The 24,529-nt window shown below is 64.6% G+C and carries 22 protein-coding genes; 12 read left to right on the plus strand and 10 right to left on the minus strand.

The window, feature by feature from the left end:
- Positions 1-41: 41 nt before the first annotated feature.
- The gene (recQ, locus tag IEX64_RS04505; protein ID WP_188818527.1) at positions 42-1,859 is read right to left on the minus strand and encodes a DNA helicase RecQ; all 1,818 of its coding nucleotides are present in this window, start codon (positions 1,857-1,859) and stop codon (positions 42-44) included.
- A 184-nt stretch (positions 1,860-2,043) separates the two neighbouring features.
- On the opposite strand from recQ, the gene IEX64_RS04510 reads away from it, so the two are divergent.
- From IEX64_RS04510 to IEX64_RS04520, 3 genes are all read left to right on the plus strand, one after another.
- Positions 2,044-2,901, plus strand: a complete 858-nt coding sequence (locus tag IEX64_RS04510) for an SDR family NAD(P)-dependent oxidoreductase (RefSeq protein WP_188818484.1) — start codon at positions 2,044-2,046, stop codon at positions 2,899-2,901.
- Between the two features lie 127 nt (positions 2,902-3,028).
- Positions 3,029-3,340: a hypothetical protein gene (locus tag IEX64_RS04515; protein ID WP_188818485.1), complete on the plus strand. Its 312-nt coding sequence runs from the start codon at positions 3,029-3,031 to the stop codon at positions 3,338-3,340.
- Positions 3,341-3,444: 104 nt separating this feature from the next.
- Positions 3,445-4,387, plus strand: a protein-coding gene (locus IEX64_RS04520) for an IS630 family transposase (RefSeq protein WP_188818486.1) whose coding sequence is annotated in 2 segments (ribosomal slippage) — positions 3,445-3,780 and positions 3,782-4,387 — 942 coding nt in all. Because the reading frame shifts where the segments join, the coding sequence is not laid out codon by codon here.
- A gap of 335 nt (positions 4,388-4,722) precedes the next feature.
- On the opposite strand, the gene IEX64_RS04525 is transcribed toward IEX64_RS04520, so the two are convergent.
- Positions 4,723-5,289, minus strand: coding sequence for an NUDIX hydrolase (locus tag IEX64_RS04525; protein ID WP_188818487.1), 567 nt, complete (start codon positions 5,287-5,289; stop codon positions 4,723-4,725).
- A gap of 200 nt (positions 5,290-5,489) precedes the next feature.
- On the opposite strand from IEX64_RS04525, the gene IEX64_RS04530 reads away from it, so the two are divergent.
- A complete protein-coding gene (locus IEX64_RS04530; RefSeq protein WP_188818488.1) occupies positions 5,490-5,645 on the plus strand; it encodes a hypothetical protein in 156 nt (51 codons plus the stop codon).
- A gap of 198 nt (positions 5,646-5,843) precedes the next feature.
- The gene (locus IEX64_RS04535; RefSeq protein WP_188818489.1) at positions 5,844-6,119 is read left to right on the plus strand and encodes a hypothetical protein; all 276 of its coding nucleotides are present in this window, start codon (positions 5,844-5,846) and stop codon (positions 6,117-6,119) included.
- 89 nt (positions 6,120-6,208) lie between these two features.
- Here IEX64_RS04535 and metH read toward each other — a convergent pair whose 3' ends face one another.
- The 5 genes from metH to IEX64_RS04560 all read right to left on the minus strand — a co-directional run bounded on the left by metH (position 6,209) and on the right by IEX64_RS04560 (position 12,445).
- The gene (gene metH, locus IEX64_RS04540; protein ID WP_188818490.1) at positions 6,209-8,812 is read right to left on the minus strand and encodes a methionine synthase; all 2,604 of its coding nucleotides are present in this window, start codon (positions 8,810-8,812) and stop codon (positions 6,209-6,211) included.
- Positions 8,813-8,902: 90 nt separating this feature from the next.
- The gene (locus tag IEX64_RS04545; RefSeq protein ID WP_188818491.1) at positions 8,903-9,466 is read right to left on the minus strand and encodes a GNAT family N-acetyltransferase; all 564 of its coding nucleotides are present in this window, start codon (positions 9,464-9,466) and stop codon (positions 8,903-8,905) included.
- A 17-nt stretch (positions 9,467-9,483) separates the two neighbouring features.
- The gene (locus IEX64_RS04550) at positions 9,484-10,530 is read right to left on the minus strand and encodes a homocysteine S-methyltransferase family protein (protein ID WP_188818492.1); all 1,047 of its coding nucleotides are present in this window, start codon (positions 10,528-10,530) and stop codon (positions 9,484-9,486) included.
- Positions 10,527-11,444, minus strand: a complete 918-nt coding sequence (gene metF, locus IEX64_RS04555) for a methylenetetrahydrofolate reductase [NAD(P)H] (RefSeq protein ID WP_188818493.1) — start codon at positions 11,442-11,444, stop codon at positions 10,527-10,529. The genes IEX64_RS04550 and metF overlap by 4 nt, the downstream gene beginning before the upstream one ends.
- Positions 11,441-12,445, minus strand: a complete 1,005-nt coding sequence (locus tag IEX64_RS04560; RefSeq protein ID WP_188818494.1) for an ArsR/SmtB family transcription factor — start codon at positions 12,443-12,445, stop codon at positions 11,441-11,443. Before IEX64_RS04560 ends, metF begins: the two co-directional genes overlap by 4 nt.
- 168 nt (positions 12,446-12,613) lie before the next feature.
- Between IEX64_RS04560 and IEX64_RS04565 the strand changes: the two genes are divergently transcribed.
- The 7 genes from IEX64_RS04565 to IEX64_RS04595 all read left to right on the plus strand — a co-directional run bounded on the left by IEX64_RS04565 (position 12,614) and on the right by IEX64_RS04595 (position 19,472).
- Positions 12,614-12,784, plus strand: coding sequence for a hypothetical protein (locus IEX64_RS04565; protein ID WP_188818495.1), 171 nt, complete (start codon positions 12,614-12,616; stop codon positions 12,782-12,784).
- A gap of 216 nt (positions 12,785-13,000) precedes the next feature.
- Complete coding sequence (locus IEX64_RS04570; protein ID WP_188818496.1) at positions 13,001-14,656, plus strand: NAD+ synthase; 1,656 nt, start codon at positions 13,001-13,003, stop codon at positions 14,654-14,656.
- Between the two features lie 140 nt (positions 14,657-14,796).
- Positions 14,797-16,377, plus strand: a complete 1,581-nt coding sequence (locus IEX64_RS04575; RefSeq protein WP_229710062.1) for a L,D-transpeptidase family protein — start codon at positions 14,797-14,799, stop codon at positions 16,375-16,377.
- 177 nt (positions 16,378-16,554) lie between these two features.
- On the plus strand, positions 16,555-17,220 hold the full coding sequence (locus IEX64_RS04580; protein WP_188818497.1) for a murein L,D-transpeptidase catalytic domain family protein: 666 nt from the start codon (positions 16,555-16,557) through the stop codon (positions 17,218-17,220).
- Positions 17,221-17,308: 88 nt separating this feature from the next.
- The gene (gene gltX, locus IEX64_RS04585) at positions 17,309-18,640 is read left to right on the plus strand and encodes a glutamate--tRNA ligase (RefSeq protein ID WP_188818498.1); all 1,332 of its coding nucleotides are present in this window, start codon (positions 17,309-17,311) and stop codon (positions 18,638-18,640) included.
- A gap of 69 nt (positions 18,641-18,709) precedes the next feature.
- Entirely contained in the window at positions 18,710-19,201 is a 492-nt protein-coding gene (locus IEX64_RS04590; protein WP_188818499.1) for a hypothetical protein, read from the plus strand.
- A gap of 70 nt (positions 19,202-19,271) precedes the next feature.
- Positions 19,272-19,472 (plus strand): hypothetical protein, encoded by a 201-nt coding sequence (locus tag IEX64_RS04595; protein ID WP_188818529.1) that lies wholly within the window; start codon positions 19,272-19,274, stop codon positions 19,470-19,472.
- Positions 19,473-19,547: 75 nt separating this feature from the next.
- Here IEX64_RS04595 and IEX64_RS04600 read toward each other — a convergent pair whose 3' ends face one another.
- The 3 genes from IEX64_RS04600 to IEX64_RS04610 form a co-directional block, all read right to left on the minus strand.
- Positions 19,548-20,330: a 3-hydroxybutyrate dehydrogenase gene (locus IEX64_RS04600; protein ID WP_188818500.1), complete on the minus strand. Its 783-nt coding sequence runs from the start codon at positions 20,328-20,330 to the stop codon at positions 19,548-19,550.
- The gene (locus IEX64_RS04605) at positions 20,327-21,484 is read right to left on the minus strand and encodes a patatin-like phospholipase family protein (RefSeq protein ID WP_188818501.1); all 1,158 of its coding nucleotides are present in this window, start codon (positions 21,482-21,484) and stop codon (positions 20,327-20,329) included. The genes IEX64_RS04600 and IEX64_RS04605 overlap by 4 nt, the downstream gene beginning before the upstream one ends.
- Before the next feature lie 106 nt (positions 21,485-21,590).
- Complete coding sequence (locus IEX64_RS04610; RefSeq protein ID WP_188818502.1) at positions 21,591-24,350, minus strand: [protein-PII] uridylyltransferase; 2,760 nt, start codon at positions 24,348-24,350, stop codon at positions 21,591-21,593.
- Positions 24,351-24,529 lie beyond the last annotated feature (179 nt).

Genomic DNA, 24,529 nt, shown 5'->3' on the forward strand with positions numbered 1-24,529 from the left:
ACATTCCACAAAGCCGCGAACTAATCCCGGTCACCCCCTCTTCAAAACTGCCGGATCACATACAGGAACTCCTCGCCGTAGGTGTCCAGCTTGCGCGCGCCCACGCCGCTGATTTCGCCCAGCTCGGCCAGCGACGAAGGCCGGGCCTGCGCCATTTCGCGCAAGGTGGAATCGTGGAAGATCACGTAGGGTGGAACGCCTGCGTCCTTGGCAAGGTCGCGGCGCAGTTCGCGCAGGGCGTCGAACAGTGGATCGCCGACCGGGTTGGCGCCGCCGTCTGCGCTGCCCCGGCGGCGGCGTTCCTTCTTGGGCGGGCGCACGATCATCATCGCCGCATCGCCTTTCAGCAGCGCGCGGGCATCGCCGCCCAGCGCCAGTCCGCCGTGATCGGTGGGCACGAGGCTGCCGCGGGCCTGCAAGGCGCGCGAGACGGCCTTGAGCAGCGGCTTTTCCTCCTCGCGCAGGATGCCGAAGACCGAGAGCTGGTCGTGCCCGCGCTGGAGCACGCGGTCGTCGCTCACGCCCGAGAGCACCTTTTCGAGGTGGCTGAGGCCGTAGCTCTGGCCGGTGCGGTAGACAGCGGATAGCAACTTCTGCGCGATTGTCGTCGCGTCGATCACGTCGGCCGGTTCGAGGCAGTTGTCGCAGTTGCCGCACCTGGCGGGCGGTTCCTCGCCGAAATGGCGCAGCAGCACGGCGCGGCGGCAATCGGCGGTCTCGACGAGGCCGGCCAGCGATTCGAGCCGCTGGCGCTCGCTCTGCTGGCGGTGCTCCTCGACTTCGGCCAGGCGCTGGCGGGCGCGGGCGAAATCGTCGGCGCCCCAGAACATGACCGCCACCGAAGGATCGCCGTCGCGCCCGGCGCGGCCGGTCTCCTGATAATAAGCCTCGATCGACTTGGGGATGCCCGCATGGGCGACGAAGCGCACGTCGGGCTTGTCGATGCCCATGCCGAAAGCGACGGTGGCGACCATCACCATGTCCTCGCTGGCGACGAATTCCGCCTGATTGCGCGCGCGGACCTCGGGCGCGAGCCCGGCGTGATAGGGCAGCACGCGGCGGCCCGTCGCACTGGCAAGCTTCTCGGCCAGTTGCTCGACCCGCGCGCGGGTGGGCGCATAGACGATGCCGGGGCCGGGGTTGTCGTCGAGCACGGCCCTGATCTGGTGCATCACGCTTTCGCGCGGGCGGATGGTGTAGCGGATGTTCGGGCGGTCGAACCCCGCGACGATCAGCCCGTCCTCGGGAATGCCGAGCTGGGCGAGGATGTCGGTGCGCGTGTGGTGATCGGCGGTCGCCGTCAGCGCGAGGCGCGGGACCTGCGGGAAGGCGTCGAGCAGCGGGCGCAGCAGGCGGTAGTCGGGGCGGAAATCGTGCCCCCATTCGGAAACGCAGTGCGCCTCGTCGATGGCGAAGAGCGCGATGCGCGCCTGCGAGAGCATGTCGCGGAACTGCGGCTGGCTGGCGCGTTCGGGGGCGACGTAGAGCAGGTCCAGTTCGCCCGCGCGAAAGCGGGCCATGGTCTCGCCGCGGTTCTCGTCGACGCTGGTCAGCGTGGCGGCGCGGATGCCGTTGGCGCTCGCCGAGCGCAGCTGGTCGTGCATCAGCGCGATCAGCGGCGAGACGACGATGCAGGTGCCTTCGAGCAGGACGGCGGGAAGCTGGTAGGTGAGCGACTTGCCCGCGCCCGTCGGCATGACCGCAAGGGTGGAGTGGCCGTGGAGCACACGCTCGACCACCTGATCCTGCACGCCGCGAAAATGGGTGAAGCCGAAGACGTCGTGCAGCGCCTGCGATACCGCTTCGGGCGAGGGCGGTTCTGCCGGTGGGAAGTCGAACGCGGGCGCGAAGGCGTCCATCCCCGCATCCTCGGCATAGAACGTCGTCTCGAAAGGCCAGTCATCCTCAGTCACAATGCTGTTATGGCAGAGCGGCCCCGCCCCGGAAACCGTCAAGCCGATGGTTTCCTCCGTTTCCGGACGGAGGGCTTGCCGGATGCACGGAAAAGCGGCGAATGCGAGACGCAGGACAGGAGTGAAAGCAATGGCAGGACAACGGGTAGCCGTAGTGACGGGCGCCAGCTCGGGTATCGGTCTGGAGATCGCGCGGGTGCTCGCGGCAGACGGCATGCGGGTGCTGTGCGTGGGCCGCAATCCGCTGCGCTGTGCCGCCGCCGAAGCGGATCTGCGCGCCGATGGCGGCGATGTGGAGATGCTGCGCGCCGACCTTTCGCTGTTGTCCGACGTCGACCGGCTGGCCGACGAGATCGCCGCCAGGACCGACCGGGTCGACGTGCTGGTCAACAATGCCGGGAGCATGGTCGCCGAACAGCAGATGACCTTCGAAGGCTACGAGGCGAACTTCGCGGCCAATTTCATCGGGCCTTTCGTGCTGACCGCACGCCTGCTGCCGCTCATGCGCAAGGCGGCGGAGGATGGCCCGGCGGGCAGCGTGCGGATCGTCAACACGTCCTCGGACGGGAGCGAGATGATCCCGACGCTCAACCTGTCCGACATGCAGAACCTCGAGAACTGGAGCCCCGGCGCGGCCTACTGCAGCGGAAAGCTGGCCAACGTGCTCCATGTCCGCGCGCTGGCGCCCCGGATCGCCGGGGACGGCATCGTCGCCCACGCCTTCCATCCCGGCACGGTCGACAGCAACTTCTTCTCGCACACCCCGCAAAGCGTGCGCGATGCCTATGGCGAGCAGCCCAAGCTGAGCAATGCCGAGGGCGCCGACACGGCCGTCTGGCTCGCGACAGCGGACGAACCGGGGCGCACGTCCGGCTTCTACTGGCACCAGCGCGCGCTGCGCGATCCCAATCCGATGGTGGAGGATGCGGCTTCCGTAGAGGCGTTCTGGCAGGCGGCGGAAGCGCTGGCGGGGCGGGCGGGAGTCTAGTGCAAGTATTGCCGGCGCAACAGGCGCCTGCTTTTCAACTTTTTAATCCGGCACCTGCCTTTCCGGAAGCGCCGACATTCACTTTCTGCGTAGAACTGCGGCGTAATCGAAAGTTGGCGAGGGGCTCATGGAACGACTTGAACGTAATGAACCATTTCCATCTGCCATGCAGGGTCGTTGGCACGATGGGGAAGATGCAGGAGCCGAGCTGATTATCGATGGCGGCGAGGTTCACTACCTAGGGCAGGCCACTCCTTATGATTACAAGGTGGTGGGAACGGACGATGATGCGCTCACCGTCAGCCTCAAGATAGACGATGAAGCTGGAGAAGATGACTTTCAGCGGTCACACATCACCGAATTGGTAATCACGCCAGAGGGCGATTTTCACGCTTATAACGTCAAATTTGCACGCCAGTTCGTTCGGGTTAGTGCCTGATTTTCAGGAACTAGAGTCTGTCCTGATTAGGCTGAATCGATTGGGGATTCCCAAGCGGGTCTGATTGTGATTCAAGCTGCTAGCTGGGCAGGAGGCCAGCAGCGATGGCACGAGCCTATTCTAACGATCTTCGAGAGCGAGTGGCGGCAGCGGTTTTGTCGGGCCGCTCCGGGCGCGAGGTTGCAGCAGCGTTCGGTGTGAGTGTTGCGAGCGCGTTGAAGTGGTCACAGCGGCTGCGCGATACGGGCAGCGCCGGTTCCCATCCGATGGGTGGCTACAAGCCGCGGGTTCTGGCGGATGAGCAGGAATGGATGCTGCTGCGACTTGAGGAATGCCCGCATCTGACGGTGCGGGGGCTGGCGATCGAACTGGCCGAACGCGGCTATCGGGTCAGCCCCAATACGGTGTGGTCGCTGCTGCGCAAGGCCGGCCACAGCTTCAAAAAAAAGCCTGTTCGCCAGCGAGCAGGATCGCCCGAAGATTGCCCGGCGGCGGGAGCAGTGGAAGAAGTATCAGGGGCGGCTTGATCCCAAGCGGCTGGTCTTCATCGACGAGACTTGGGCCAAAACCAATATGACCCCACTGAGGGGCTGGTCGAAGCGTGGCAGCAAACTCGTCGCGAAGGTCCCGTTCGGCAAATGGAAGACGCTGACCTTCGTAGCGGCGCTACGCTGTGACCGGATCGATGCGCCCTGTGTTCTCGATGGTCCGATCAACGGTCAGCTCTTCACCGCCTATGTCGAGCAATTCCTCGTGCCCACTCTGTCACCCGGCGATATCGTCATCATGGACAACCTCGGCAGTCACAAGGGCCAGGCCGTGCGCAAGGCCATACGCGCGGCGGGGGCCAAGCTCTTGTTCCTCCCGCCCTACAGCCCCGACCTCAACCCGATCGAACAGGTCTTCGCAAAACTCAAGCTGCTCCTGCGCAAAGCCGCAGAACGCACCATCGAAGCTACATGGCAGCGTATCGGAACACTGCTCGATGCCTTCCCACCACACGAGTGCGCCAATTACCTCAGAAATAGCGGATATGCCTCAATCTAATCAGGACAGACGCTAGGTGTCTGCTGCGCCCGAATTTCGGACGTTCAGCAGCGTCGGGCATACCGCAAGACCTGCCGGCTGCTCATCCAATCTTCGTCATTCCCGCGGAGGCGGGAATCAAGTCCCGGCGCGACGAATTTGTTATAGCCTCGGCTTATTGCATGATCCGCGGTGTAGGGTGTGATGTCGCCGCCACCCTTTGAATTAACCTGCTGAGCTCCCCTGGATTCCCGCCTTCGCGGGAATGACGAAGCGGGGGCTGCTTCCGCGACTTTTCTCAAAGCGATCTACTGTCCACGCATTCCTGCACCTGCCGCGCGTTCAGGTTGAATATTTCAGTCCCAGAGATCCGGGCGGCGCAGCATCAGCGCCTGCGCGAGGATTAGTGTCTTCGAGTCCGTCAGGTCCCCCGCCAGCACGAGATCGCGCAGACGGTCCAGACCCACCTCGTGGACGGTGATGCACTCGTTCTCGTCATGCGCGCCGCCGCCGTCGGCAACCCGGTCCTCGCTGGCATACTGGGCCAGATAGAGCGTTACGCGTTCGGTCGAGACCGGCGGCAGCGACCAGACGCAGGAGACGAATTCCAGTTCGGCAAGGCGCAGGCCGCCTTCTTCCATGGCTTCCTCGATGATGCGCTCTTCGGGGTCGGCGCCATCCAGATTGCCGGCGATGGCCTCGAGGATCGGGGCTTCATCGGCATGGAGCACGGCCGCGCGCGGCTGGTCGATGAGCATGCACATGCGCCGCTGTGGATCGTAGGGCAGGACCGCGACCGCAGAGCCGTTGTCGAGCAGGTGCCGTTCGGCGCGGCTGCCGTCGGGCATGTCGAGATCGAGCCGGAAGAACTTGTACCAGCCGTCATAGACCAGGGTGCGATCGGCAATGCGGGCGGTGTTCATAGCCCATTCGATAGCTGCCGAATGCCATGTTGCAAGTGCGAAATGAGCGACTGGTGCGACTCGCCTTCAGAGCTGTCTTGTCTGGTTCGGTGCCGACGGTTCAATTGCAGGCCATTAGGCGATTTCGACTTTTTTTCGGGCACTAAATCGGCTGGGGCGAGTTAATTGCACGATAACCAGAAAGATGGAGGTATTCGCCCATGACTGCTTATACAATCCACAGCAGCCGTCCGCACGAGTCGATCCTGCCGCGTTCGCACCGCGACGCGCACCAGCGCTTCCTCTCCTACGGACCGGTCCAGCCGATGGACGAGGAACGCGGGCTGCTCGCCCGCCTGTTCGACAAGCTGTTTTGAATTCGGCGCGAGGGGCGTTCGGGCAAGAACCGGCCGCGTATCTCGCGTTTCAATCGGTCCGCGCCGGACCTCCGCGCAGTCTATTCGCCGTGGCTGTGCGGAAACAGCGGCGCATCATGGTAACTTTCCCGTTCGACATACCCCGGTAGCAGTCCAAGCATGCGGTTTAATCGGATGTTTGGACGGCCGTGCGATGGTATGAACAATCGATTGAAAGGATCGATCGGATCGCAACGCGAGCGGGACGCCATGCAGGACGAACGGGAATTCGTGGACGTTGCGCGGACCTTGAAATCTCTGGCAACCGATCTCGAGGTACCCGCGGCGCCCGTGCTGGGCGCGCTTGCCCATCACGGCATCGAAGCCGCGCTCGATCTTCTTTCCGATTTGTCGAATTTGAACGCCAGCTGTGCCTTTTACCGCCACCGGGCTGGCTGGCGCGCGAAGCATGGGGGTGTCCCTATAGTGCACTGAAGGCCGCGAGACCTTCACAATGCGTACCTGCCCAGCTTTGCCGGCGCCGCTTCTCTACCCCTTAGGGAGCGGCGCCGTTTCAATTGCGTTCAGTCGAGATTGGGACGGAGCCAGCGTTCCGCGGTGGCCAGATCCACCCCGCGCCGTGCGGCATAGTCTTCCAGCTGGTCACGGCCGATGCGCGCGACGCCGAAATACTGGCTTTCGGGATGCGCGAAGTAGAAGCCCGATACTGCCGAGGTCGGCAGCATGGCCTGGCTTTCGGTCAGCGTAATTCTCGCATTGTCCTGCGCCTTCAGCAGATCGAACAGGATCGGCTTGAGCGAATGGTCCGGGCAGGCCGGATAGCCGGGCGCCGGGCGGATGCCGCGATACTGTTCGCGGATCAGCGCTTCGTTGGTCAGCTGCTCGCCGGGGGCATAGCCCCACAGCGTGGTGCGCACGTGCTGGTGCAGGCGCTCGGCGAAGGCTTCTGCGAAGCGGTCGCCTAGGGCCTTTAGCAGGATGTCCGAATAGTCGTCGTGTGCTTCCTTGAAGCGGGCGATGTGCGGATCGATGCCGTGGATGCCGACAGCGAAGCCGCCGAGCCAGTCGCCGGCCGGATCGACGAAGTCGGACAAGCAGAAGTTGGCACGGCCGCGCGACTTCTGGAACTGCTGGCGCAGCATGGGGAGGCGGGTGCCGTCGGCCAGCAGGATGTCGTCGCCGTCGCCGTGGCATTCCCAGAAGGAACACACGCCGCGCGCGGTGAGCCACTTTTCCTCGACGATCTGGTCGAGCATCTTCTGCGCATCGGCGAAGAGGTTACGCGCGCTTTCGCCCACGACGTCGTCTTCGAGGATCGAGGGATAGGTACCGGCGAGTTCCCAGGCACGGAAGAACGGCGTCCAGTCGAAGGTCTCGCGCAGATCGGCAAGATCCCATTCCTCGAAGACATGCAGGCCCGGCTGCAGCGGCGCGGGCGCCTTGTCGGCGAAGTCCGGCTTGTAGGCATTGGCGCGGGCCTCGGCGAGCGGGAGGACGTCCTTCTTGCCCTTGCCCTCGCGTGCCACGCGGACTTTCTCGTAATCGATTGCGACCGATTCGATATAGCCGGTCGCCTGCGTGTCGGAGAGCAACTGCGAGGCGACGCCCACCGCGCGGCTGGCGTCGAGCACGTGGATCACCGCGCCCTTGTAGGCCGGATCGATGCGCAGCGCGGTGTGGACCTTGCTGGTGGTCGCGCCGCCGATCAGCAGCGGGATTGTCATCTTCGCGCGCTGCATTTCCTCCGCCACGGTCACCATCTCGTCTAGCGAGGGCGTGATGAGGCCGGAAAGGCCGATGATATCGACGTCTTCCTTCTGCGCGGTCTCGAGGATCGTCGACCAGGGCACCATCACGCCGAGGTCGATCACTTCGTAGCCGTTGCACTGCAGGACGACGCCGACGATGTTCTTGCCGATGTCGTGTACGTCGCCCTTGACGGTAGCCATGATGATGCGGCCCTTGGTCTTGGCGCCTTCCGCCTTCTCCGCCTCGATATAGGGGATGAGGTGGGCGACGGCCTTCTTCATCACGCGCGCGGACTTCACAACCTGCGGCAGGAACATCTTGCCGCTGCCGAACAGGTCGCCGACCACGTTCATGCCGTCCATCAGCGGGCCCTCGATCACTTCGATCGGGCGCCCGCCGCGCTCGGCGGTGGCGGCGCGCATTTCCTCGGTATCCTCGACGACATAGGCGTCGATGCCTTTGACCAGCGCGTGTTCGATCCGCTTGGACACTTCCCAGCCGCGCCATTCCTCGGCGGCCTTTTCTTCGGCGACGGATTTGCCCTTGTAGCTCTCGGCAAGGTCGATGAGGCGCTCGGTCGCATCCGGACGGCGCATCAGGATCACGTCCTCGCAGGCCTCGCGCAGGACGGGGTCGATCTGGTCGTAGACGTCGAGCTGACCGGCGTTGACGATCGCCATGTCGAGCCCCGCGGGAATCGCGTAGTAGAGGAAGACCGAGTGCATCGCCCGGCGCACCGTCTCGTTGCCGCGGAAGGAGAACGAGAGGTTGGACAGGCCGCCCGAGAAGTGGACGTGCGGGCAGGCCTCGCGGATTTCCTTCACCGCCTCGATGAAGTCGAGCGCGTAGCGGTCGTGCTCCTCGATGCCCGTGGCGACCGCGAAGACGTTGGGGTCGAAGATGATGTCCTCGGGGGGGAAGCCGATGCCGGTCAGCAGCTTGTAGGCGCGCTTGCAGATCTCGACCTTGCGCTCCTTGGTGTCGGCCTGCCCCGTCTCGTCGAAGGCCATGACCACCACGGCGGCGCCATAGGCCATGCACTTGCGGGCCTGTTCGAGGAACTGCTCCTCGCCTTCCTTCATCGAGATCGAATTGACGATCGGCTTGCCCGAAACGCACTTCATGCCAGCCTCGATGACTTCCCATTTCGAGGAGTCGATCATGATCGGTACGCGCGCGATGTCGGGCTCGGCGGCTATCAGCTTGAGGTACGTCGTCATCGCCTCGACAGCGTCGAGCAGGCCTTCGTCCATGTTGATGTCGATCACCTGCGCGCCGTTCTCCACCTGCTGGCGGGCGACTTCGATGGCGGTGGGATAGTCGCCGGCCATGACCAGCTTCTTGAAGCGGGCCGATCCGGTGACGTTGGTGCGTTCGCCGATATTGACGAAGCGGGCGGAGGAGGGTGTCGCGGTCATGGTTGTGTCTCGTTGGATCAGAAGTTTGCTTCATCTGTCCATCCCACTTCGCTCATCCTGAGCTTGTCGAAGGATGGGGCTTCGACAGGCTCAGCCTGAGCGGGATTGGATGGACGGTTCGAGAGATGGCGGGGTGGCTGTCAGAGCGCAGGCCAGTACGAAGTCGTCGTAGGTCTTGCCGCCGACATCGAAGCGGCGGGTGCCGATCGTCTCGAAGCCGTGCTTGCGGTAATAGGCGAGGGCGCGGTGGTTATCGTCCTTCACGCCCAGCAGCAGGCGGGAATGGCCAGCTGCCGCCGCTTTTACGGCGTCCATCAGGCCCCCGGCGATGCCGCTGCCCTGAAAGCGCGAGAAGAGGTAGATGCGCTTGAGCTCGACATCGCCGTCCTCGGCCTGCGCCAGTTCCGGCCTGGCCAGCAGTGCGTAGCCGATCGGGGCGCCGCCCGGTTCGATCTCGGCAATCCACGCCTTCGCGCCTTTCGCGAAGTAGGCGCGATAGGCTTCGGCCGAATGCTGGCGGGCGCAGTGAAGGGCGATGCCCGCGCCATCGACGAGGCCAGCGAAGCTTTCGAGAAAGGTCGCGGCGCCGACAAGGGCGAGGGTATCGGCATCGTCCGGACCGGCAGGCCGGATGCGCCACGGAGCGGCGGTCATGGCAGGCGGTCTCCGTCTCAGGCCGCCATGATGAACGGTTCTAGGCCGGCAAGGCGCGTTACCGGCTCCAGCACGGGGATCTTGCGCGGGGCAATGCCCTGAACCGCTTTGGCCATGGCCGCGATGTGCGCCGGCGTGGAGCCGCAGCAGCCGCCCAGCACGTTGACCTGACCCGCTTCGGCCCATTCCTTGACGAAGTCTGCCGTCGTCTCGGGCTGCTCGTCGTAAGCACCCAGTTCGTTGGGCAGACCGGCGTTGGGGTAGATCATGATCAGCGTGTCGGCGATTTCCGAAAGCGTCTTTACATGCGGGCGCAGCTGGGTGGCGCCGAACGAGCAGTTGAGCCCGATGGTCAGCGGCTTGGCGTGGCGCACCGCGTGCCAGAACGCCTCGACCGTGTGGCCCGAGAGGTTGCGACCGGAAAGGTCGGTCAGCGTCATCGAGAGCATGATCGGCACGTCGCGGCCCAGCTCGGCTTCAAGCTGCTTGACCGCCATCACGCCGGCCTTGGCGTTGAGCGTATCGAACACCGTCTCGATCAGGATGAAGTCCGCTCCGCCTTCGACGAGCGCGGCGGCCTGTTCCTTGTAGACATCGACCAGCGTGTCCCAGTCGATCTCGCGGTAGCCCGGATCGTTGACGTCGGGGCTGAGCGAGAGCGTCTTGTTCGTCGGGCCGATGGCGCCGGCAACGAAGCGCGGACGGCCGTCCCTGGCCTGGAACTCGTCGGCGACGCGGCGGGCGGCCCCGGCCGATTCGATATTGATCTCGCGCACCAGATGCTCGGCGCCGTAGTCGGCTTGGCTGATGCGGTTGGCCGAGAAAGTATTGGTCTCGGCAATGTCCGCACCGGCTTCGAAATAGGCGCGGTGAATCGCCTCGGGCACTTCGGGCTTGGTCAGCGCGAGGATGTCGTTGTTGCCCTTCTGGTCGTGGCTCAGGCCCAGATTGCCGGCGTAGTCCTCTTCCTGCAGCTTCCAGCTCTGGATCTCGGTGCCGAAGGCGCCGTCGGTGATGAGGATGCGCTTGGCAGCCTCGGCGAGGAAGGTTTCGCGCGCGCTCATGCGGCAGTCTCCGTGGGGTTGGTTTTCGGACGCAGGCCAAGAAGCTGACAGATCGCGTAAGTCTGCTCGGCCTTGTTGAGAGTATAGAAGTGGAAGTCGCGCACGCCACCGTCGTAGAGGCGCTTGCACAAGTCGGCGGCGGCGACCGCGGCGACCAGCGCGCGCGGGCCGGGCCGGTCGTCCAGCCCTTCGAACATCGTTTCGAGCCAGCCGGGAATCTCGGTGTTGCCCGACATGCGGCGGATCGCGGCGAAGCTGGTCACCGGCATGATGCCGGGAATGATCGGCGCGTCGATGCCGGCGGCCAGCGCCTTGTCCATGAAGCGGAAATAGGCGTCGGTCGAAAAGAAGAACTGCGTGATCGCCCGGCTGGCGCCGGCATCGATCTTGCGCTTGAGATTGTCGAGATCGGCCTCGGGGCTGAGCGCCTCGGGGTGGATCTCGGGATAGGCCGCGACCGAAATGTCGAAATCGTGCCGCGCCTTGAGGCCCGCGACGAGATCGGCAGCGCAGGTGTAGCCTTCGGGATGCGGGACGAAGACGCCCTCGTCGGTCGGCGGCGGATCGCCGCGCAGCGCGACGATATGGCGCACGCCCGCATCCCAGTACTGGTCGACGATCTCGTCGATCTCACCCTTGCTCGCCCCGACGCAGGTCAGGTGCGCGGCGGGCACGAGATCGGTTTCGCGAACCAGCCGCGAAACCGTGGCGTGGGTGCGTTCGCGCGTCGAACCGCCGGCGCCATAGGTGACCGAGACGAAGTTGGGGGCAAGCGGGGCGAGCTGGGTGATCGAATCCCACAGCTGCGTTTCCATCTTTTCGGTCTTGGGCGGAAAGAACTCGAAGGAAACGGAAATATCGCCGGGAAGTTCTCCGAAGAGAGGCGTGTCGGCCGGTCGCTGGGCGGCGGTCATAGTGCAGTCTTTCCTTTTGGCGTTTTCGGTTTCGTCGCGGTCGGGCGCACGGAGCTTTCGCGGTGTGCCGTCCAGATTTTAACAGTGAGCGGATTGCCGGGCAGCGCCACGGGCGCCTGCGGCACGAGGCCGGCTTCGCTGAGCAGGGCCAGCATTTGTTCGTCGGAAAAGCCCAGGCGCGCGTGGGCGTGGCGCTCGCGCAGGTCCTCGCGCTCGTGCGCGGCCAGATCGACGATCGCGATTCGGCCCGAGGGGCGCAGAACACGCGCGGCTTCGGCGAGCACGGCCTCGGGCTCCTGCGCGAAGTGGAGGACCTGATGGAACAATACGGTGTCGAAAGCCTCTTCGGCGAAAGGCAGCGCACTGAAGTCGCCCTGCACCAGATCGACCTTGCTGGCGGGCAGGGCCTGCAGGCGGGCGCGGGCGATGCGCAGCATTTCCGGGCTCTTGTCGAGCGCGGTGACATGCGAGGAGCGGTCGGCCAGCAGTTCGGTCATGCGGCCGGTGCCGGTGCCGATGTCGAGCAGTGCCCCCAGGCCGCTGCCGTCGAGCGCCTCGATCAGCGCGGCCTCCACGGGCTCGTCGGCGCCGTGGAGCTGGCGTAGCGTGTCCCATTCGTCGGCATGGCGCGCGAAATAGGCTTGCGCGCTGGCTTCGCGGCCGGCGCGAATGGCGGCAAGGTGGCGCCTGTCCTCGGAGCAGCGGCTGGCGAAAGCGGCGTCCTCATCCTCGGCGAGCGCCAGCAGACGCGCGGCGGCCGTTCCGAGCGAAGGGGTGCCCTGTTCGCTGACGGCGCTTCTCAGGAAAACCCAGCTGCCTTCCTTGCGGCGCTCGGCCAGACCGGCGTCGCACAGGATTCGAATATGGCGCGATACGCGCGGCTGGCTTTGTCCCAGCACTTGCGCCAGCTCTCCCACCGCCAGTTCCATATGCGCCAGCAGACGCATGATGCGCAGGCGTGTGGGCTCCGATAGGGCCCGCAGGAGAGGGTCGATCCGCATGGGAGATCATATAAAGATATCTTTATATGTGTGCAACCCAAAGGAAAACGGCGGCTTTCGGGGGCTCTACTTCCTATTTGCGTTGCACCATTGTCTCGTCTAAAGAATGGCCCTGCAGGCTTGCCTGCAAGCGTTGGCCTGTGCGCCAAACAATGCAAGGGGATTCGCATGAAGAAGATTGCTTTCGCCGCGTTCGCGTCGGCTGCTGCTCTGTCGCTCGCCGCCTGTGGCGGTGAACCCGCTCCGACGGAAACCGAGTCGGTTGAGACCGTTCCTGACGCGATGATGACCGGTGACGCCACCGACATGCCGACTGAGGCAGCGTCCGAGGCGATGTAATCCGGCCAGGGGGCCGACTAGCCACACCGGCGCGTCGGCCCCCGCCGCTTTCCGCTCTGCTTCCGCTTCGCGGAGTAGTCGGAAAGTCCGTCTTATGACGGACGAAAGCCCTCCCCAGCGGGAGGGTTTTTTGTTTCTGCCGCGTATGTTGGCCTTGTGTTGCGGTGCGGGGGGTTTTTCGTTGCAACGGTCAGGGCCGCGGGGCATCACTTGCCCATGCCCGATACGCTGAAGATCGCTCTCGCCCAGCTGAACCAGTCGGTGGGAGACATGGCAGGCAACGCCAAGGGCGTGCTCGAGGCGCGGCGCAAGGCGCGTGGCAGCGATCTCATCGTCTTCCCCGAACTGCACCTCGTCGGCTATCCGCCCGAGGACCTGATTCTCAAACCCTCGCTGATCGAACGCGCCGCTGCGGAGCTGCAGAAGCTGGCCGAGGCGAGCGCGTCGGACGGTCCGGCGATGCTGGTCGGATCGGCTTTCGTCCTCGATGGTGCGTTGCACAACGGCGTTGCCCTGCTCGATCAGGGCAAGATCGCGGCTGTCAGGCTCAAGCACGAGCTGCCCAACTATGGCACCTTCGACGAGATGCGCCTGTTCCAGCCGGGGCCGCTGCCCGAACCCGTGATCGTGCGCGGGACCATGATCGGGGTGCCGATCTGCGAGGACATCTGGCAGCCCGAAGTCTGTCGGCACCTCGCCGATTTCGGCAGCGAGATCTTCATCTGCATCAACGGCAGCCCCTACGAGATCAACAAGGACGCCCTGCGAATCGAGGGCGTGGCCAAGCGCCGCGCGGTCGATACCGGGCTGCCGCTGGCCTACCTCAACCGAGTCGGCGGGCAGGACGAGCTGGTTTTCGACGGGGCGAGCTTCGTCGTGAATGGCGATGGCGGCCTTGCCGTGCAGCTGCGCGACTGGGAGGAGCAGGTGGTCGAGACCGCCTGGACCAAGACCGCGCAGGGCTGGCGCTGCGACCGCGGCATGGTGGAAACGCTGGCGACGCATCCCGAGGATATCTATTGCGCCATGGTGTTGAGCCTGCGCGACTACGTGAACCGCAACGGCTTTCCCGGCGTCGTGCTAGGCCTTTCGGGCGGGATCGATTCGGCGGCTTGCGCGGCCATCGCGGTCGATGCACTGGGCGCGGACCGGGTCTGGGGGGTGATGATGCCCTCGCGCTTCACCAGTCAGGAAAGCCTCGACGATGCCGCCGCCTGCGCCAGAGCATTGGGGTTCCGCTACACGGTCATGCCGATCGGTAGCGCGGTCGACGGGCTCGACGCCATGCTGGGCGAGGCGTTCGACGGCACGAATCGCGATCTGGCCGAGGAGAACCTGCAGGCACGAATCCGCGGCACCGCGCTCATGGCGCTGTCGAACAAGTTCGGTCCGATGTTGGTCTCCACCGGCAACAAGAGCGAGATGAGCGTGGGCTACGCCACGATCTACGGGGACATGGCCGGCGGCTACAATCCGCTCAAGGACGCCTACAAGATGACCGTCTGCGCCGTGGCTCGCTGGCGCAACAGCCACGTTCCGCGCATTGGTCTGGGCCCGGCAGGCCCGGTGATCCCGGAGAACATCCTCACCAAGCCGCCGACGGCGGAGCTGCGCGCCGATCAGCGCGATTGCGACAGCCTGCCGCCCTACGATGTGCTCGATCCTATCCTGCTGGGACTGGTGGAGCACGACAAGAGCGTGGAGCAGGTGGTCTTGGAAGGCTTCGATCGCGAGACTGTCCAGCGCGTGGAACGCCTGCTCCATCTTGCCGAATACAAGCGCCGTCAGGCCCCGCCCGGCGTCAAGCTGACAGCGCGCAATTTCGGGCGTGACCGGCGCTATCCCATCACCCACGCTTTTCGCAGCGGCTAGGCGCGGCCAGGTCCTGCAACCCGCCTGCGTCTGCGACAGCGGGGGGAACACCTCTCCTCCATCGGGGTTGAATCTCCATTCAACATTGCAGTGTCGAGTGCCGTCCGGCGCTTGCAGCCTGCGGCTCGACGGGAGTTCGCGTGAAAGTCAAAGCCTGTGCAACAATCCTGACATTCCTGCTGGTGGCCGGCTGCGGGAGCCAGTCCGACGCGGCCCCCACAATCTCTGCAGCAAACCTCAAACAGCAGGCTTCCGCGCCGGCGACACGCACATTCTACGAAAACCGAGGGTGGCAGGCCGCGTGGTCGGAGAAGGCCGCCGAAGAACTGAAGCGCGCTCTGGCCGGACGTGTGCGCAACGGGCTCGATCACATCCGCTTTCTGGAGAATGCGGGGCAGCAATCGGATGCGGCGCGCGACGTCGCGCTGACCAATGCTGCCATCACCTACGGCGAAGCCCTCGCCAGCGGGGCGGCCAATCCGCGCGATCTCTACGAGGTCTATACGATTCCCGTCGCGGAAACCGACATTCTCGCCGGGCTGCAGAATGCGCTCGACAAGGGCGAGGTTGGCGCCTGGCTCGCCAGTCTGGCGCCGCAGGACGATGAATACCGCAAGCTGTCGGAAGCTTACGCGAAACTCGCCAAGGCGGGTTCGGACAAGAACTGGCCGCAAGTACCCGAAGGCGATCTGATTCGGGCAGGAGACCATGACCCGCGCATTCCCATGATCGCTCGCGCTCTGGAGAAGTCAGGCTATTTCACCGCCGATGATGCTCCCCAACTGGCGGCCGTGCCTCAAGCCGCTGTACCTCAAGCCGCTGTACCTCAAGCCGATGGGCCCCAGGATCGCGGCGATGATCCGGCAACGCTCTATTCCCCGCGTCTGGAGCAGGCAGTGAAGCGGATGCAGGAAGCGCGCGGTCTCACGCAGGACGGCATCGTCGGTCCGGAAGCGATTGCCGAACTCAACCGGGGCCCGGCGGCGCGGGCGAAGGCGCTGGCCGTTGCGCTCGAACGGCGGCGCTGGCTCGATCGCAATCCGCCATCCCTGCGTATCGACGTGAACACGGCGGCAGCGCGCCTTCGTTATATCCGCGATGGCAAGGTGGTGGATGCGCGCAAGGCCATTGTCGGGCAGCCCGGCTGGGAGACGCCGCAACTGTCGGCGCCGATGTTCCGCCTTGTCGCCAACCCGACCTGGACTGTCCCGCGCTCGATCGAGAAGGAAGAGCTTGCCGGCCTCGGTGCCGCAGCCCTGCGTCGGCGCAACATGGTGCGGCGTGATGGCTGGATCGTGCAACAACCCGGACCTGACAACGCGCTGGGCCTCGTGAAATTCGACATGAAGGACAAGTACGCCATCTATCTGCACGACACATCGGCTCGATCGCTGTTCGACCGCAGCATGCGCCATCGCAGCCACGGGTGCGTACGCGTCGAGAATGCGCCGGGCTTCGCCGCGCGGCTCGCGCAGGACGAGGGGATTTCCGCCAAATGGCAGGAAGCCAGTGCCAGCGGGGAGGAGACCTTCGTGGACTTGCCGCAGAACATTACGGTGCGGCTGCTGTACCATCCCACTTTCGTCGACAGCGCCGGCAAGATTGTCTGGAAGCAGGACGCCTATGGTTGGAACCGCGCAATCGCCAAGCGTCTCGGTTTCGATTCGAGCGGAAAGCCGCGCGAAATCAGCGTTCCGCCCATCGATGACCTGGGGCCTTGACGCCCCGTTGCGATACGTCGGAAGAGAGTTCCCGGTATATTCGAATAATGCGATGGATCGTTTTATCGATGGGATAAACGACGGAAATCTGCGCCTTCTAAAGCTTAAGTTATCTTGAAGTATACGGTTCCGTGCCTTAGCTTCTGAGCCATAGGAATAACGGGATTCGGGTACAGCATGGAATTCAGTCGTCGCGTTTTCGTCGGCGGCGCAGTCACGACGCTGGCGGGTGTTACCGCGTCGGCCGTGATCGCTGCGCCGGGCAAGAAAGTTTTGCCGGTGGCCGAGGCCGCCCCGCCCAAAGCACCAGCAACGCCAAAAGCCGCGGACATGCCGCCTCTCTTGAAGGAGGCTCTCGCCGCACTCGACAGGCACGATCGCCGCGTCGGGCACCGCGACCGCATCGGGCTCGTCGATTTCACCGAGCATTCGAGCAAGAAGCGCTTCCAGCTTGTCGATGTCGCCAGCGGGCAGATCATCGGCTCCTATCTGGTGGCCCACGGCCGCGGATCGGATCCGGGGCATACCGGCTGGGTGAAGCGCCTGTCGAACCGGCCGGGTTCGAATGCCTCGTCCTGCGGCAGCTTCGTGATCGCCAATCGCTATTACGGCAAGCACGGCGCTTCGCGCCGGCTGATGGGCCTCGATCCGGAAAACAGCCTCGCGCTCGAACGGGCGATCGTCATTCATGGCGCGTCTTACGTCGACAGCAGCCTGATCCACTCGCAGGGGCAGATCGGCCGCAGTCTTGGCTGCTTCTCGGTCGAACAGAGCGAGATTGCCGCAGTTCTCGACAAGCTGGGTGAAGGCCGTCTGCTCTACGCGTCCGACGCGCGCGCCTGACCCTGAGAGCAAAGCGGATCGCGCCACAGCCGATCCGCCCGCAAGCGCCATTTGACGCGGTGCGCCGCGCGCCGTAATCGCGCGCTCCATGGTCACCACGCGCTTCGCCCCGTCGCCCACCGGGCACCTGCATGTCGGCAATATCCGCACGGCGCTGCACAACTGGCTGCTGGCCAAGCAGGCAGGCGGGCGATTCCTGCTGCGCATCGACGATACCGATGCCGCACGCAGCCGTGAGGAATACGTCGAGGCGATCCGCGCCGATTTGACCTGGCTGGGCCTCCATTCCGACGGCGAGGAGCGCCAGTCGGCCCGCTTCGAAAGCTATGAAGCGGACTTCGAGCGGCTGAAGGCGGCCGGACGCGTCTATCCCTGCTGGGAAACCCCGCAGGAACTCGAACTCAAGCGCAAGGTGCTGCTCGGGCGCGGTTTGCCGCCGATCTACGACCGCAGTGCGCTCGATCTGTCCGAACACGACAAGGCTGCCAAACTGGCTGCAGGAGACCAGCCCCACTGGCGCTTCCTGCTCGACCGCGACGAACAGATCGCATGGGAAGACGGCATTCGCGGGGCCCAGCATTTCGATCCGGCGATGATGTCGGACCCCGTTATCCGCCGCGCCGACGGGTCGTGGCTCTACATGCTGCCTTCGGTCATCGACGACATCGCCATGGGCGTTACCGACATCCTGCGCGGCGAGGACCATGTCTCGAACACCGCCGCGCAAGTGCAGATGTTCACTGCGCTGGGTGCACCGGTTCCGCGCTTCGCGCACGAGGCGCTGCTGGTCGGTACCGAAGGCAAGCTTTCCAAGCGGCTCGGTTCGCTGGGCGCGTCGCATTTCCGCGAGGCCGGGATAGAGCCCGAGGCCCTCGTGGCGCTGCTGGGGCGGCTGGGGACCTCCGATCCTGTCGATCCGGCCCTGCGGCTGGACGATCTCGCCGCCGGGTTCGACCTCTCCCGCTTTGGCCGTGCCCCCGCCCGCTTCGACGAGGCGGAGCTGGAACGCGTCAATGCCGCCGTGGTCCATGGCCTGCCGTTCGAAGCGGTTGCCGATCGCTTGCCCGAAGGCATGGATGCCGCGGCCTGGGAAACGGTGCGACCCAATCTGGCTCATGTCCATGAGGCCGCCGACTGGTGGCGCGTCGTAACCGGCCCGATCGCGGCCCCCGAATTCTCCGAAGACGACCGCGCCTATCTCGCCGAGGCCGCGACGACGCTCGAAGCGCAGGAATGGGGTGCGGATATCTGGAAGGCGCTGACCGGTGCGCTGAAGAGTGCGACCGGGCGCAAGGGCAAGGGCCTGTTCCTGCCGCTGCGCCAAGCGCTCACCGGCATGGACCACGGCCCCGACATGGGCGCGCTGCTTCCCTTGATCGGCCGCGACGCGGCGCTGGATAGGCTGCGCGCGGCTGGGTGAGCTTTTGTTCACTTGCACCGGAAGTCGCCACGCTTACTTCTGGTGCGAGAGAAAGAAGCGCGGGGCCCGATGTTACCATTTTCCAATATGCTGAGCGGTCTATGCGTTCTGGCACTGGCTTTGCTGCTCTGGGTACCCGCCAGTCCACCGGCGCTGGCCGTGCGCCGCACTTTCGTCATGCCGCTCGCCAGATGGCTCAATGCCTTTCATCGCGGGCACGGCCTGCTTCTGCTTGCGGCTTTGGCGATCTTGGCGCTGGCCGTGTTCTTCCTCGATCAGGAAGCCATGCATATTCTTGCTATGGCAGCTCCGGAATACATGACCTGGGCCAGTACCTTCGAAGCGGCGATCTGGGTCGATGCGTTGGTGACCACCCTGCTTGTGACCAGCGGTTTGCGTGCGAAGGCTGGGCTGGCCGTTTTGCGTTCGGCGACGTGCCGGACATTTCGCATCCGGTTGCGCGATAAAGGACACCGCAGGACTGTCAGGCCGCGCCGCGTGCGTCCCGATGCTGCGAACGACGATGATGGCGGACGACGGTCCCTCCCGCGAGCCGCTTGACCGCGATCAACGACTATTCTTGTCGTTGCCCTAACTTCACGCTCACCAAGGGTTTCAGGGGAGCGTAGTCATGCGCTTTGTGATTGTTGTGCTGGCCATTCACGCCATTGCGATGACGGTGCTGATGGGCGTCGGCGTCACGGCGGTGCTGGCGGCAGGCCTGCCTGGTTCCAGGCCGATCCTGATTGCCGCGGGCGCCGGCTTCCTGCTGGCCGTGCCGGTGACTTGGGTGGTTGCACGACTGATTCTGGCGAAAGCTGCGAAGAGCTAGACGCAGGTGTCCTTCGCCGAATGCGCGCCGTGCGCGGGATGCTATGGGGGCTTCCCGCGCGCGGCGTGTTGATTCCTACTCCATGAACCAGCCGTGGCTGGCGATCAGCGACTGGCCGGTCAGCGCGTTGGTCTCGAAAGCCGCGAAGAACAGCGCGACATCGGCAATGTCCTCGACCGTGGTGAACTCGGCATCGACGGTCTGGCCGAGCATGACCTTGGAGATCACTTCCTCTTCGGGAATGCCGAGCTCCTTGGACTGTTCGGGGATCTGCTTGTCCACCAGCGGCGTGCGCACGAAGCCGGGGCAGATCACGTTGGTGCGAACGCCCTTGGGGCCTGCTTCCTTGGCGATCACCCGGTTCAGGCCGAGCAGGCCGTGCTTGGCGGTGACATAGGCGCTCTTGAGCTTGCTCGCTTCCTTCGAGTGGACCGAGCCCATGAAGATGATCGAGCCCGAACCCTGCGCGTACATGTGCGGGATCACGGCCTTGGAGGTGAGGAAGGCGCCGTCGAGATGGATGGCGAGCATGTTCTTCCAGTCGGCGAACGCGAACTCCTCGATCGGATTGACGATCTGGATGCCGGCGTTGGAGACGAGCACGTCCACCGTACCCCAGGCATCGACGACCGACTGGACGCCCGCATTCACCTGCTCTTCGCTGGTGACGTCCATTTCCACGGCCATGGCCTCGGTGCCGAACTTGGCCTTGATGTCGTCGGCGGCGGCCTGCGCGGCTTCCATCTTGATGTCCGCAATCGCGACCTTGCCGCCTTCGGACGCATATTTGTGCGCGATGGCATTGCCGATTCCGCTGGCCGCACCGGTTACGATGCAGACCTTGTCCTTGAGTTTCATGCTTTCTCTCCGTTGGATGCGGTCGGTGCCAGACGGTCCCCGGCCAGGTCGAAGGTAACTATTTCATCGGGCTCCAGAGCCCTGTTCGTCCACTCGGGATGATCGAGCGAATAGAGCGCATCGGCATGTCCCGCCGCCCAGTGCTCCTCTACCGTCATGCGCGAGAATTCGTAGTCCTTTGAATTGGTCTCGTAGCCGCGCGGACGGTTGATCAGATGCATGATCGCCACTGCACCCTCGGCGTGGTGGTCGAGCAGCGCGGCCAGGTCGGGATCGTCGCGCAGCTCTTCGGGGATCTTGTGCGAAAGACGGCGCGCGGCGGCGCACATCTGCTGCATCTTGCGCGAGAGATCGGTGCCGAGACGCGTGCGGCTGGAATAGCGGATGTCCTTCACACGCTGATCGACGTCGGCCAGCGTTCGCGGCACGATCCCGCGCGAGGAGAACAGGTCCACCTGAAACGCCGTCATCTCGCAGGAAGAGCGGTTGTCGAGCACGTATTGTAGCGGCGTGTTCGAGACCAGGCCGCCGTCCCAGTACCATTCGCCGTCGATCTCCACCGGCGGAAAGCCCGGGGGCAGGGCCCCGCTCGCCATCACGTGTTCGGGGCCGATCTTGCGCCGGGTGTTGTCGAAATAGGCGAAATTGCCGGTGAGCATATTGACCGCGCCGACGCTGAAGCGGGTGACGCCCCGGTTGATCCGGTCGAAGTCGACGAGATCGAGCAGCGTATTGCGCAGCGGCGTGGTGTCGTAGAAGCTCAGTTGTCCGAGCTCGGCTGGCCATTCAGGCAGCGGCATCGGAAAGCGCGGATTGAAGAAGCCGGGGATGCCCACACTCGCGGCATAAAGCGCCGATATTTCGTTGAACGTCCGGCGCGCGAAGCCGATGGGCTCGTCCAGCCGGTACTGAAGTTCGCGCGACGAGAGCTCCCAAAAACGGCGAAGCGCGGCGACACGGTCCTGCGGGGCATTGCCGGCGATGATCGCGGCATTGACTGCGCCGATGGAGATACCCGCGACCCAGTCGGGCTCCAGCCCATGCTCTGACAGCGCCTCATAGACTCCTGCCTGGTACGCCCCGAGCGCGCCGCCGCCCTGGAGGACAAGGACGCATTGCGCGTTGGCGGGACGGTCGGATTGAGGAGCGTTCATCGCGGGATCCTGCACAGTGGGGAGGGGGGTGGCACTGAGCATGCTGCAATGCAACACATGGGGTCGCGCGCGGTTCCTTTCAACGATTACAATCTATGGCTTCGTATCAGGCTGCGACCTCTTCCACCGTCTGCTCGCTGGTGGCTTCGAGCAGACGCCGTTCCAGAGTCTTGAGACGGCTGGTGGAGGTCAGCTTCTCGCCCAGCAGGTCGGTGACGTAGAACGTGTCCGCCGCGCGCTCGCCATAGGTGGCGATATGCGCCGAATGAACCATCAGCCGCGATTCAAACAGCGCGTGGGCCAGCCGGTTGAGCAGCGCCGGGCGGTCGCGCGCGTTGACTTCCACGACGGTGAAGCGGTTGGAGGCCTTGTTGTCGAACAGCACCCGCGGACGCACGTCGAAGGCATCGGCGCGCGGGCGCGCATCGGGCTTGGCCACCAGCTGGGGCAGGATCTTGATCCGGTTGGCGAGAGCATTCTCGATCGAGGTCCGCAGCCGTTCAAGCTGGGCTTCCTCCATGAAGGGCCGCTCGAGCGGGTCCTGCACGAGGAAGTTGTCGACCGCGCGCCCCGTGCGGGTGGTGTGGATGCGCGCGTCGATGATGTTGCCGCCGGCCAAGTGGATGCCGCCGGCGATGCGGTAGAACAGGCCGGGATGGTCGGAGGCGATAACCGTGACGAGCGTCGCGCCGTGGATCGGCTGATATTCGGCGTGGATCGAGAGCGGATGGCCCAGTTCCTCGGCCGCTTCGAGCTGGGCGAGGTTCTTGGCGATGACGTCGTCGCTTTCGGCGATCCAGTAGGCATCGACGAACTTGGTGCCGACCTTGGCCACCAGCGCTTCGTATTCGGGGCTGATCGCGGCGACGGCGGCCTTCTTGGCGGCAACGCGCTTTTCGCGACCGAACTCGGCATGGCCCAGACGCAGCCGCTCCTCGGACGCGGCGTAGAGTTCGCCGATGAGCTGTCGCTTCCACGAGTTCCAGGTTCCCGGCCCCACCGCGCGGATGTCGACGATGGTGAGCAGCGTCAGCTGGCGCAGCCGGTCGAGCGACTGCACGACCTTCACGAAGTCCGCAATCGTCTTGCTGTCCGACAGGTCGCGCTTGAAGGCCGTGGCAGACAGCAGGAGGTGCGAGCGGACCAGCCAGGAAACCAGTTCGGTCTCTTCCTCGTCCAGTCCGAAGCGCGGGCATAGCTTGAGCGCGATTTCGGCGCCGAGCACCGAGTGATCGCCGCCGCGCCCCTTGGCGATGTCGTGCAGCAGCACCGAGGCATAGAGCGCGCGGCGCGAGCGCACCTTGTGGACGATGATATGTGCAAGCGGGTGGTCCTGTTCGAACTCTCCCTTCTCGATCTTCGACAGCAGGCCGATGGCGCGGATCGTATGTTCGTCCACCGTATAGTGGTGATACATGTCGAACTGCATCTGGGCGTTCACGCGCCCGAATTCGGTCACGAAGCGGCCGAACACGCCCGCCTCGTTGAACCAACGCAGCGTCATCTCGGGATTGTTGCGGCTGGTCAGCAGATCCATGAACAGGTCGTTGGCGCGCTTGTCGTTGCGGACGTGTTTCTTGATGAGAACCGCATCGCGCGAGATCAGCCGCATGGTCTCCGGATGAATCTCCAGCCCTTCCTTGTCGGCAATCACGAAGATCTCGATCATGCGGACCGGGTCGCTCTTGAACCAGTCGTCCGACGGCGCCTTGATGCGGCCGCCGAAGACCTTGTAGCCCTTGATCACGCGTTCGCGCGCCCGGAAGCCGGCCAGAAGACCGCGCGGCTGCTTCTTCGCGAACTGCTCGTCGAGCTGGGCGAGGAAGACGCCGGTAAGGTTGCCCACCACTTTCGCCTGCAGGAAGAACATCTGCATGAACCGTTCGACCGCACTCTTGCCCGGGCGGTCGGAGAAATTCATCCGCGCGGCCACTTCGCGCTGCATGTCGAAGGTGAGGCGGTCCTCGGCGCGCTTGGTGATCGTGTGCAGGTGGCAGCGCACGGCCCAGAAGAAGTTCTCGGCGCGGCGGAACGCGAGGTATTCCTTGCGCGTGAGCAGGCCGACCGAGACCAGCTCCGAAGGGTCGCGCACCTTGTGGATGTACTTGCCGATCCAGTAGAGCGTGTGCAGGTCGCGCAGGCTTCCCTTGCCTTCCTTCACATTGGGTTCGACGACATAACGGCTGTCGCCCATGCGCTTGTGCCGTTCTTCGCGCTCGGCCAGCTTTTCGGCGACGAACTGGCGCTCGGTCCCGGAAACGACGTCCTTCCAGAAGCGGTCGCGGGCTTCCTCGTAGAGGTCCTGATCGCCCCAGACATAGCGTCCTTCGAGCATGGCGGTGCGGATCGTGAGGTCGGACTTCGACATGCGGACCATGTCGTCGAGCGAGCGGCTCGAATGGCCGACCTTCATGCCGAGGTCCCACATGAAGTAGAGCATTGCCTCGATCACCTGCTCGCACCAGGGCGTGTTCTTGATCGGGGTGAGGAAGGCAATGTCGACGTCGGAATGCGGCGCCATCTCACCGCGGCCATAGCCGCCCACCGCCATGACCGTCAGCCGTTCGCCCTTGGAGCGGTTGCTGACCGGATAGACATGGGCGACGACGTGATCGTGGATCACGCGGACCAGCTGGTCGGTCAGGAAGGCCTGTGCTTCGGCCACTTCGTGTCCGGCCGAAGGCTTGTCGATCAGGCGGCGCGCAATCTCGAGACGGCCCGCATCCTGCGCATCGCGCAGCAGATCGACGATATGCTTGCGTCCCTTGCTGCTGCCGTGTTCGGCGACGACGGTCTCGATGCGTTCGACGAGATCGCGACGGTCGATCACGCTGCGGGGCGAGGGAATACGGATCACGCTGTTCATGGCTCGCGGCTTCTAGACGGTCGCCATGGCTATTGAAAGGCAGGCAAGGCGATCATCGCGGATCGCGGCCTTCGGCGAAGCGCTGCACAAAGCACGGCATCGGACAAAAAACGCGGCTACCATCGCGCAGCAGGCTATGCCAGAAGGCGCCGATAATCGAGCCGCGGGAACAGCCGGGC

Source organism: Novosphingobium indicum (assembly GCF_014645195.1).
In the GTDB taxonomy this organism is placed as follows: domain Bacteria; phylum Pseudomonadota; class Alphaproteobacteria; order Sphingomonadales; family Sphingomonadaceae; genus Novosphingobium; species Novosphingobium indicum.

Excerpts from the sequence above, each read along its gene's own strand:
- IEX64_RS04530 (WP_188818488.1), top strand. The coding sequence starts at position 5,490 with ATGACTGCTTATACAATCCACAGCAGCCGTCCGCACGAGTCGATCCTG.
- recQ (WP_188818527.1), bottom strand. The coding sequence starts at position 1,859 with ATGGACGCCTTCGCGCCCGCGTTCGACTTCCCACCGGCAGAACCGCCC.
- IEX64_RS04565 (WP_188818495.1), top strand. The coding sequence starts at position 12,614 with ATGAAGAAGATTGCTTTCGCCGCGTTCGCGTCGGCTGCTGCTCTGTCG.
- metH (WP_188818490.1), bottom strand. The coding sequence starts at position 8,812 with ATGACCGCGACACCCTCCTCCGCCCGCTTCGTCAATATCGGCGAACGC.
- IEX64_RS04525 (WP_188818487.1), bottom strand. The coding sequence starts at position 5,289 with ATGAACACCGCCCGCATTGCCGATCGCACCCTGGTCTATGACGGCTGG.
- IEX64_RS04590 (WP_188818499.1), top strand. The coding sequence starts at position 18,710 with ATGTTACCATTTTCCAATATGCTGAGCGGTCTATGCGTTCTGGCACTG.
- IEX64_RS04560 (WP_188818494.1), bottom strand. The coding sequence starts at position 12,445 with ATGCGGATCGACCCTCTCCTGCGGGCCCTATCGGAGCCCACACGCCTG.
- metF (WP_188818493.1), bottom strand. The coding sequence starts at position 11,444 with ATGACCGCCGCCCAGCGACCGGCCGACACGCCTCTCTTCGGAGAACTT.
- IEX64_RS04570 (WP_188818496.1), top strand. The coding sequence starts at position 13,001 with ATGCCCGATACGCTGAAGATCGCTCTCGCCCAGCTGAACCAGTCGGTG.
- gltX (WP_188818498.1), top strand. The coding sequence starts at position 17,309 with ATGGTCACCACGCGCTTCGCCCCGTCGCCCACCGGGCACCTGCATGTC.
- IEX64_RS04595 (WP_188818529.1), top strand. The coding sequence starts at position 19,272 with ATGCGCTTTGTGATTGTTGTGCTGGCCATTCACGCCATTGCGATGACG.
- IEX64_RS04545 (WP_188818491.1), bottom strand. The coding sequence starts at position 9,466 with ATGACCGCCGCTCCGTGGCGCATCCGGCCTGCCGGTCCGGACGATGCC.
- IEX64_RS04510 (WP_188818484.1), top strand. The coding sequence starts at position 2,044 with ATGGCAGGACAACGGGTAGCCGTAGTGACGGGCGCCAGCTCGGGTATC.
- IEX64_RS04535 (WP_188818489.1), top strand. The coding sequence starts at position 5,844 with ATGAACAATCGATTGAAAGGATCGATCGGATCGCAACGCGAGCGGGAC.
- IEX64_RS04610 (WP_188818502.1), bottom strand. The coding sequence starts at position 24,350 with ATGAACAGCGTGATCCGTATTCCCTCGCCCCGCAGCGTGATCGACCGT.
- IEX64_RS04515 (WP_188818485.1), top strand. The coding sequence starts at position 3,029 with ATGGAACGACTTGAACGTAATGAACCATTTCCATCTGCCATGCAGGGT.
- IEX64_RS04580 (WP_188818497.1), top strand. The coding sequence starts at position 16,555 with ATGGAATTCAGTCGTCGCGTTTTCGTCGGCGGCGCAGTCACGACGCTG.
- IEX64_RS04550 (WP_188818492.1), bottom strand. The coding sequence starts at position 10,530 with ATGAGCGCGCGCGAAACCTTCCTCGCCGAGGCTGCCAAGCGCATCCTC.
- IEX64_RS04600 (WP_188818500.1), bottom strand. The coding sequence starts at position 20,330 with ATGAAACTCAAGGACAAGGTCTGCATCGTAACCGGTGCGGCCAGCGGA.
- IEX64_RS04605 (WP_188818501.1), bottom strand. The coding sequence starts at position 21,484 with ATGAACGCTCCTCAATCCGACCGTCCCGCCAACGCGCAATGCGTCCTT.